Raw genomic sequence first — 7,964 nt, 5'->3', positions numbered from 1 at the left:
ATTATCTGGAGTAAAATCATGACCAATCGACGCAATCCCACGCCTCCGGCCGCAATGCTCGACATAAATGTCGACTGCAAAGAATACGTTCTGGATTACCTCGCCCATTCCTTCCCGGTGCAGCTCTACGAGCCGTTCACCGACAGCGAGGGCAACCTGTCGTCGCGGCCGGTGTTTCGCGACGGCCAGCCGGTCGAGAGCCGCGACGCCATCGCCCGTCGCGACCGCCTGATCGAGAGGCTCGCTTCGCTGCCACCGGTCCCCGGCGCGCTCGACCAGATCGTCCAGCGCTTCGGCACCGATGTCGTGGCGGAGGTGACGGGACGTTCGCGCCGCATCGTCCGCAGGACTAGCCCCGGCGGCATCGACCGCCTCGCCGTGGAGAACCGCGCCGCCTCGGCCAATCTGGCGGAAACGCAGACCTTCATGGACGATCAGAAGCGCATCCTGATCTTCTCCGACGCCGGCGGCACCGGGCGCAGCTATCACGCCGATCTGTCGGCGCGGAACCAGCGGCTGCGCGTCCACTATCTGCTGGAGGCGGGCTGGAAGGCCGACGCCGCCATTCAGGGCCTGGGCCGCACCAACCGGACCAATCAGGCGCAGCCGCCGCTGTTCCGGCCGATCTCGACGGACGTGAAGGCGGAAAAGCGCTTTCTCTCGACCATCGCCCGCCGCCTCGACACCCTCGGCGCAATCACGCGCGGCCAGCGTCAGACGGGCGGCCAAGGCCTGTTCCGACCCGAAGACAATCTCGAAAGCTACTACGCCCGCGATGCCCTGCGGCAGCTCTACCTGCTGCTGGTGCGCGGTAAGGTCGAAGGGTGCTCGCTCCAGATGTTCGAGGACGCCACCGGCCTGTCGCTGATGGATTCCACCGGCATCAAGGACGAGCTGCCGCCGATCACCACCTTCCTGAACAGGTTGCTGGCGCTGACCATCGAGCTTCAAGGCGTCCTCTTCACGGCGTTCGAGCGACTGCTGAACGCCAAGATCGAAGGTGCTATCGCTTCCGGCAGCTACGACGTCGGGCTAGAGACCCTGCAGGCCGAGAGCTTCATCGTTACCGATCGCCGGACGATCCACGTTCATCCCGGCACCGGCGCCGAGGCCCGGCTGCTGACCATCACCCAGCGCCAGCGCAACCGTCCCGTGACGCTGGCCGAGGCGCTCGACCATCTCGACGATCCGGGCGCGAGGTTGCTGATCAACGAGCGCTCAGGCCGCGCCGCCGTGCAGATACCAACCACCAGCATCATGCTGGACGATGGCGAGATCGAACGGCGGGTCCGGCTGATCCGGCCGATGGAGGCGCACAACATCCCCATCAAGATGATGGACGAGACCCATTGGGTGCAGGCCGAGCGGATCGCCTTCAAAGCGGCCTGGGACGCCGAAGCCGCCGAGGTGCCGGAATATGCCGACAGTACCATCCATGTCGTCAGCGGGCTCTTGTTGCCGATCTGGAAGCGGCTGCCGAACGAGTCGACACGGGTCTATCGGCTCCAGACCGACGACGGCGAACGCATCGTCGGCCGTCGCGTCTCCCCCGCCTGGGTGGCCGGCGCGCTCGCGGCTGGCACGTCAACCCTGACGCCCGACGACGCGTTCATGGCGCTTAGGGACGGCAAGACCGTCCTCGATCTCACCGAGGGCCTCCAGCTCCGCCGCGTCCGGGTCATGGGCGCCAACCGCATCGAGCTGTCGGGTTTCACCGACGCCATGCGCGATCGACTGCGGGCCTATGGCCTGTTCCATGAGATCATCTCGTGGAAGCTGCGGATGTTCGTCCCGACCGACGCGACCGGCGCGGCCATCTTGGCCAAAGTGCTGGAGCGCTACCCCGTCGAGCGCATCGGCGAGCGGGAGGCGGCGTGATGGCACGACAAGACGCCTCCGAACTGGCGATCCGTCTCGGCCGACAGGCCGAGGCGGTATGCCGCCATTATCTCTCCGCCGGTCATCGGGAGGGCCGCTATTGGCTGGTCGGCGACGCGCGCAACACGCCCGGTCGCTCGATGTTCGTGCGGTTGAAGGGCGGCGAAACCGGCAAGGGCGCGGCCGGGAAATGGACGGATGCGGCAACCGGCGAGCATGGAGACCTGCTCGACGTCATCCGCGAGAGCTGCGGCCTGGTCGACTTCAAGGACGTCGCCGATGAAGCGCGCACCTTCCTGTCGATTCCGCATCCTGAACCGGATCGTCCACATGACGGCGAACGCAAGTTGCCGGCGCCGACCGGATCGCCGGAAGCGGCACGGCGGCTCTTCGCAATGGCGCAGCCGATTTCGGGCACGCTCGTAAAGACGTATCTGCGGACACGCGCAATTACGGCTTTGCACGACACCGGAAGCCTGCGCTTTCACCCTCGGTGCTACTACCGGCCTGACGAGCATTCCCCGACCGAGACCTGGCCGGCGATGATCGCATCGGTCACCGATCGCCACGGGCATCAGACCGGCGCGCACCGCACCTGGCTCGCGCATGATGGATCGGACAAGGCCCCGATCGACACGCCGAGGCGGGCGATGGGCGACCTCCTGGGACACGCCGTTCGCTTCGGTGTGACTGGCGAGGTGATGGCGGCGGGCGAAGGCATCGAGACGATGCTCTCGCTCAGGATGGCGCTGCCCACCATGCCGATGGTGGCGGCGCTTTCGGCGGCACATCTCTCGGCGATCCTGTTCCCCGACACGCTGCGCCGGCTCTACATCGCCCGCGACAATGATCGGGCCGGCGATGGTGCGATGACGGCGTTGATCGAGCGGGCGAATGCGGCCGGGATCGAGGCGGTCGTGGTGTCTCCAAACCTGGGCGACTTCAACGAGGATCTCCGATTGGCAGGCCTGGACAGCCTCCGGGCAGCGGCACGGATGCAGATCGCGCCCCAGGACGTCGCACGCTTCATGGCGCTGGCGGCATAGGCCGCAAGGAGAATGCAGGCGGCGGGAGCGCCGTCGTCGGCGTCGCTCGGATGATCTTGATGTCGGAGAGAACCGCGCCCCGGCCTTCGAGAGGGCGATCGGCCAGCAAACGGCCCGGGCCCGCAATGTCTGCGGCGGACTATTTTCCGGCGCGGCCGAGGGCCGCTTTCCATCGCGAGGCAAAATAGCCCGCCTTCGCCATCCTCCGCTGTGCTCCGGCCCTCCGCTTCGCTGCGGATGCAGGTCCGGCCCGCCCGCCGGCTTTCGTCGCCATGAAGGCCGCGAGGGTCGCGGTCGAACCGACGGAGCATCCCGATGAGCGAGCACGACGACTACGAACCGCACCACGCCTCTTCCCCCACCGACCATGTCCTCAGCGAACTCCAGCTTTACGGCTACCGTCCCTTCACGGATGAACCCGATCCCCGACCACTTCCGGAGGGCGACCATGTCGCCGGCGCCATCGCCGATATCTTCGACGCCCTGATCGTCACTCTGGAGGACACCCGCCTCGAGCCCGACCTCGACGATCTCCTATGGTCGACAGTCAACGTCTTCCACCGGGCCAACGAACGGATCGAGCGCGAGCTGGACGACAACGAGCAGGCGCAGCGCCGCGGCCAGCGCGAACAGGACGGCAGCGAGGTGAAGGCCGTCGAACTGGAACGCCTGACGGCCGAGGGCCAGACCCTGATCGAACGCCGCAACGCTTTCGAGTTGATGCGCGACCAGGCCGCCGAGCACTACGAGCGCCACACCGGATCAAACTGGCGACCGCGCAGTGGATCGATGGTCAACCATCGCAACCTGACCTCGGCGATGATCGACAGCCGGGACTTCCTCGCCGCCAAGAAGCGGGCCGACAATCAGGTGCTGCTACCCGCCGGTCCCAAGATCGCCTTCACCGGCGGGCTCGACTTCAACGATCACCACCTGATCTGGGCCAAGCTCGATCAGGTCCACGCCAAGCACCCCGACATGGTGTTGCTGCACGGCAAGTCGCCGAAGGGCGCAGAGAAGATCGCGGCCAAATGGGCCGACGCCCGCAAAGTGCCGCAGGTCGGATTCGCCCCTGACTGGACGAAACACGCCAAGGCCGCACCGTTCAAGCGCAACGATCAGATGCTCGACGTTCTGCCGATCGGGGTGATCGTCTTCCCCGGCACCGGCATTCAGGACAACCTCGCCGACAAGGCGAGGAAGCTCGGCATCCCACTCTACGATTTCCGCCCGAAGGGAGGTGGCGCGTGAGCGCCGCCTCTCACAGCATCTCGGGCCGAAACAGCGATCTGCGGCTGATGACCTTGCCGGACACCACGAACACGCCATCGCCGGTGTAATGCAGCGTCTCAGGATGCTTTGGCGACGTGGCGACATGCGCCTTCACCACCTCGAAGATGAAGAAATTGTACTTGTCGACCAGCGCGTCGTCGTGAAGGCGGCATTCGAAGCTGGCATGGCATTCGCCGATCAACGGCGCATCAACCTTGCTCGCGTCTTCCGCCGTGAGATCGAACTCAGCGAACTTGTCGATCTCAGCCCCCGACGTGTTGCCGATCCTGACCACGGTATCGGTCAGCGCCGTCGTCGGCAGGTTGATGACGCACTCCCGGCTGTCGCGGATCATGCGGTGACTGTGATTGCCGCCGGAGATCATCAGGCCGCCCAAAGAGGGCGAGAATTCCAGGATCGTTTGCCAACCGAGCGTCATGATGTTGGTCGCGCCCTGCCACTTCGACGACACCAGCACGATCGGCCCTGGCTCCAGATAGCGCCGCACCTGACTCACCGGGAAATCGCTTTTCTTGGGAAGCTTCGGCATGGGCGTCCTCTTCGGCTGTTGCGCTTAGCATGACCATAACCGCCCATGCCGGCAGCATCACGACCGGCAGCACGGCGGCGATGCTTTAGCGGGAAGGCATTGACCGGGCGTTTCCATCGTGGCCCCGGTCATGGCGGAAAACCATCACCCGCTTCCAATGCGCTGATCCTTGATCCAGCCGCTGGCCTGACGCCATCAACCCGTAAAGGGTCGGCTATGCGAGCATGCCGCCGCTCCAGCTTCGCCTGCGCGGTGATTGCGGCCATCGGCCGGACACATCGGGCGCCTGTCGCGCGGGAGATGGTCTCCCGCCTCCAAGACAGGAGCCGGTCAGATGTCCCTCAATCAAGCTCACGCCTTCGCCTTCAGCCTCGCCACCACCCTCATGGTCTCAATCGTCATCTTCCAGGCCGGCGACGGCACCATGGGCGTCATGCCCGCCGGTGAATATGATGGCGAAATCGCTGCCATCGTTCACGAGGTCGATCCCTTCGCCCGCTGACCGCGGGCAAGGCGTCACGGCCGCAAGCGGGAATCCTAGGGGATTTTCGCTCCCGTCCTGCCTTCTCTTCAGCTATACTGGCGACGCGCCGTGGTGGTGGTGGAGGCGCGACCGTCAAAGCTTTATCGCACGGAGAACACCACCATGATCTTTCTCGGCATCCTCTTCAGCATCGTCGCCATCGGCGGCCTATGCTGGCTCCTATTCACGCTGGCTGTCTTCGCACTGCCGTTCTTCGCCGGTGTCAGCGCCGGGACATGGGCCTACCAGACCGGCGCCGGCTGGCTCGGCGCGATCGTCATCGGCTTTGTCACCGCCGCACTGACGCTCGGCCTCGGGCAGTTCATGCTCGTCTTCGTCCGTCCGATATGGATACGCCTTGCGATCGCAATCGCCTTCGTCGCACCCGCGGCGCTCGCCGGCTACCACGCGACGCATGGCATCGTGAAACACACCATGCCCTCCGACACCTGGCAAATCATCTTCTCCGTCATCGGCGCAATCGCCGTTGGCGTCACGGCGCTGATCCGAGTGACAGCCATGACCGCGGCCGGACCAACCGGGCAGAACGTCGCGCGGGCCTGAATATCCTATCCGGCGGCGGACGGCGGGCCGGTTGATTTGTGACCTATCCCGCTCCCTGTCGCCAGGGTCGTTTGCAATCGCGTTGATCGGATCGACGCCTAACCCAGTCAGCGCGCAACGCCCTCGGTGACGGTGCCGGGGGCAATGCCCTGACGGGCGCCCGAAGGCGGTGCGAGTGCCGGAAATGGGCGATCTCGGGGCGACGGGTAGGAGACGGCGGGACGAAGCGTCTGGCAGATCAGGCTGAGCCGCGCTGTCGGGCGTCGTCACGGTCATATCGGTCCGGGATGGTCGCCACGTTCTCCTGTGATGCGTCTCTGTCAGGTCGACCGCTCCAGAACGGCCTCTTCAATGGGCTGATCTGGCCGAAGGTCGGCTGCGCCTCGATCGCCTATGCCGCAACAGCGGCGTCGAAACTTTCTTCCCCTGCCGGCTGCGCCGTCATTCCTCGCGCGCCAAGAAAGCCCCTCCTTTGCTGTCAGGCCCCTGCGGGGTGCGCCGTCAATCGCCTCCGGCCCGTCGATCGCCATCGAGGCCGCAATGGTGCGGGCTCGGGACAGAGTTCAAGGAGAACTACCATGGCGACCATCGGCACCTTCAAGAGGACCGGCAACAACGAATTCACCGGCGAAATCGTCACCCTCAGCGTCCAGACCAAGAACGTCCGCATCGTCCCCGAGGCCCGCGCCACCGGCGAGAACGCCCCCAGCCACCGCGTCTTCGTCGGCCGCGCCGAAATCGGCGCCGCCTGGTCCAAGACCTCGAACGAGGGCCGCGCCTATCTGGGCCTGAAGCTCGACGATCCCAGCTTCAACGCCCCGATCTACGCTAACCTTTTCGATGACGAGGAAGGCGAAGGCTTCAGCCTCATCTGGTCCCGCCCGAACGGCCGCCGCAACGGCGAGTAAGGCCAGCGCGACGCCCCGCCCGGGCAAACCGGGCGGGGCCAAGCGCTTTGCGGGCGACCGAATCAGTTCCGATACCAAAGGCTGTCAGGCCAACCCGTAAAGGCAGTATCGGGTAGCGCCGTCGCTCAAGAGCGACTATTATAGTCGTAGTTCTGGTATGCGCGTCGGTCTGAGTGGGAGGTGATCATGCATGATCACCGCCCGACAATCGCGGGCCGCACGCGCGTTGCTCGGATGGAATCAGGAGACGCTCGCTGACAAGGCCCAGGTATCACTGACCGCGCTGAAGCGCCTCGAATCCGCAAGCGGGCTCGAGGTGTACGAGACGACGCGAGATCAGGTACGTCGGGCGCTTGAAGGCCACGGCATCCTCCTCCTGACCACCGACCAAGGCGAAGGAGTGATGGTCGTTCGTGGGAAAATCGACAAGCGATAGCGTTTTCCTTGCCTACCGCATGCCCCGCGTGCGCCGCGTGCGCCGTTGCCACCAACGGCGCAGTTTTTGCTGCGATGCAACCAAGACACGGTTAACAAACGCCACCGGAATGGATAAGAATGACATCAGGGGACCGGTGTGACCAAGACAGACTTCCTAGACCAGCCGCCTGAAAGCACGATGCTCACGCCCTACGACCGCGAGCACCTGAAAACCTATCTGCGACTGCTGGACGCCGAGGCCGACGGCGCGTGCTGGGAAGAAGCGGTCACCGTCATATTCGGCCTCGACCCTGACAAAGATGGGCAGCGGGCTGAGCGCGTCTACACCAGCCACCTGGCCCGCGCGAAGTGGATGACCGAGAACGGCTTTCGCCATCTGGTCCGGTCGAGTTACCACTGAACGACTGGTGATGCAGAACCTGCATCACGTCGCGCCACCTTCGAACTTCCCAAGCCTCAGACAACTTGGAATCGTGTTCTCCGCATTGCTCGCCCCAGAGAGGCGCGACAGGAGAGTAAGAATGTCTGAGGAAGGAAGCTGGAGAACTGGCTCAGCCTATGACTATATCGATGGTCTAAGTGCGCCAGATATCGCGTGGGAGTTTCTGCGGAGAAACCACGACTACCGCCGCGAATACGCGGAATTACAGCAGGCCGGCCACCTCGCTCCCGACAAAGCAAGGGCTCTGTCCGAGCACTGGGGGTTGTCTTTTCGCTACAGACCCGGCCCTCAATGCGTTGACTGCGGTTATCTCCTGGACCCTTACCGCCGATCCGTTCAAACT

Annotated in this window: 10 protein-coding genes; 9 read left to right on the top strand and 1 reads right to left on the bottom strand. The window is 64.7% G+C overall.

Annotated features, from left to right (window positions below):
• From LH128_RS12945 to LH128_RS12935, 3 genes are all read left to right on the top strand, one after another.
• The gene (locus LH128_RS12945) at window positions 1–1,878 is read left to right on the top strand and encodes a strawberry notch C-terminal domain-containing protein (RefSeq protein ID WP_442800360.1); all 1,878 of its coding nucleotides are present in this window, start codon (window positions 1–3) and stop codon (window positions 1,876–1,878) included.
• Window positions 1,878–2,924, top strand: coding sequence for a DUF7146 domain-containing protein (locus LH128_RS12940; protein WP_008830090.1), 1,047 nt, complete (start codon window positions 1,878–1,880; stop codon window positions 2,922–2,924). The genes LH128_RS12945 and LH128_RS12940 overlap by 1 nt, the downstream gene beginning before the upstream one ends.
• Window positions 2,925–3,239: 315 nt before the next feature.
• A complete protein-coding gene (locus LH128_RS12935; protein WP_008830089.1) occupies window positions 3,240–4,175 on the top strand; it encodes a DUF2493 domain-containing protein in 936 nt (311 codons plus the stop codon).
• A 10-nt stretch (window positions 4,176–4,185) separates the two neighbouring features.
• Here the strand turns inward: LH128_RS12935 and LH128_RS12930 are convergent, their stop codons facing one another.
• Window positions 4,186–4,746 carry a flavin reductase family protein gene (locus LH128_RS12930; RefSeq protein WP_008830088.1) on the bottom strand — a complete coding sequence of 187 codons (561 nt, stop codon included), beginning with the start codon at window positions 4,744–4,746 and terminating at the stop codon, window positions 4,186–4,188.
• 334 nt (window positions 4,747–5,080) lie between these two features.
• Here LH128_RS12930 and LH128_RS33395 point away from each other — a divergent pair, with 334 nt between their 5' ends.
• The 6 genes from LH128_RS33395 to LH128_RS34535 form a co-directional block, all read left to right on the top strand.
• A complete protein-coding gene (locus tag LH128_RS33395) occupies window positions 5,081–5,248 on the top strand; it encodes a hypothetical protein (RefSeq protein ID WP_008830087.1) in 168 nt (55 codons plus the stop codon).
• A gap of 144 nt (window positions 5,249–5,392) precedes the next feature.
• Complete coding sequence (locus LH128_RS12925; protein WP_008830086.1) at window positions 5,393–5,833, top strand: hypothetical protein; 441 nt, start codon at window positions 5,393–5,395, stop codon at window positions 5,831–5,833.
• Between the two features lie 578 nt (window positions 5,834–6,411).
• The gene (locus tag LH128_RS12920; protein WP_008830085.1) at window positions 6,412–6,741 is read left to right on the top strand and encodes a DUF736 domain-containing protein; all 330 of its coding nucleotides are present in this window, start codon (window positions 6,412–6,414) and stop codon (window positions 6,739–6,741) included.
• A 190-nt stretch (window positions 6,742–6,931) separates the two neighbouring features.
• Window positions 6,932–7,177: a helix-turn-helix domain-containing protein gene (locus tag LH128_RS12915; RefSeq protein ID WP_008830084.1), complete on the top strand. Its 246-nt coding sequence runs from the start codon at window positions 6,932–6,934 to the stop codon at window positions 7,175–7,177.
• Window positions 7,178–7,315: 138 nt separating this feature from the next.
• A complete protein-coding gene (locus LH128_RS12910) occupies window positions 7,316–7,579 on the top strand; it encodes a DNA -binding domain-containing protein (protein ID WP_037519307.1) in 264 nt (87 codons plus the stop codon).
• A gap of 121 nt (window positions 7,580–7,700) precedes the next feature.
• On the top strand, window positions 7,701–7,964 hold a 264-nt coding region (locus LH128_RS34535), incomplete at its 3' end, for a transcriptional regulator domain-containing protein (protein ID WP_327195155.1).

The organism is Sphingomonas sp. LH128 (assembly GCF_000293195.2).
GTDB lineage: Bacteria > Pseudomonadota > Alphaproteobacteria > Sphingomonadales > Sphingomonadaceae > Novosphingobium > Novosphingobium resinovorum_A.
Note: the sequence above shows the minus strand (reverse complement) of the source record. Positions and strands in the feature narration are given on the sequence as shown.

Coding starts and splice junctions, on each gene's coding strand:
- LH128_RS12925 (WP_008830086.1), top strand. CDS start 5,393: ATGATCTTTCTCGGCATCCTCTTCAGCATCGTCGCCATCGGCGGCCTA.
- LH128_RS12940 (WP_008830090.1), top strand. CDS start 1,878: ATGGCACGACAAGACGCCTCCGAACTGGCGATCCGTCTCGGCCGACAG.
- LH128_RS12930 (WP_008830088.1), bottom strand. CDS start 4,746: ATGCCGAAGCTTCCCAAGAAAAGCGATTTCCCGGTGAGTCAGGTGCGG.
- LH128_RS12920 (WP_008830085.1), top strand. CDS start 6,412: ATGGCGACCATCGGCACCTTCAAGAGGACCGGCAACAACGAATTCACC.
- LH128_RS12915 (WP_008830084.1), top strand. CDS start 6,932: ATGATCACCGCCCGACAATCGCGGGCCGCACGCGCGTTGCTCGGATGG.
- LH128_RS33395 (WP_008830087.1), top strand. CDS start 5,081: ATGTCCCTCAATCAAGCTCACGCCTTCGCCTTCAGCCTCGCCACCACC.
- LH128_RS12935 (WP_008830089.1), top strand. CDS start 3,240: ATGAGCGAGCACGACGACTACGAACCGCACCACGCCTCTTCCCCCACC.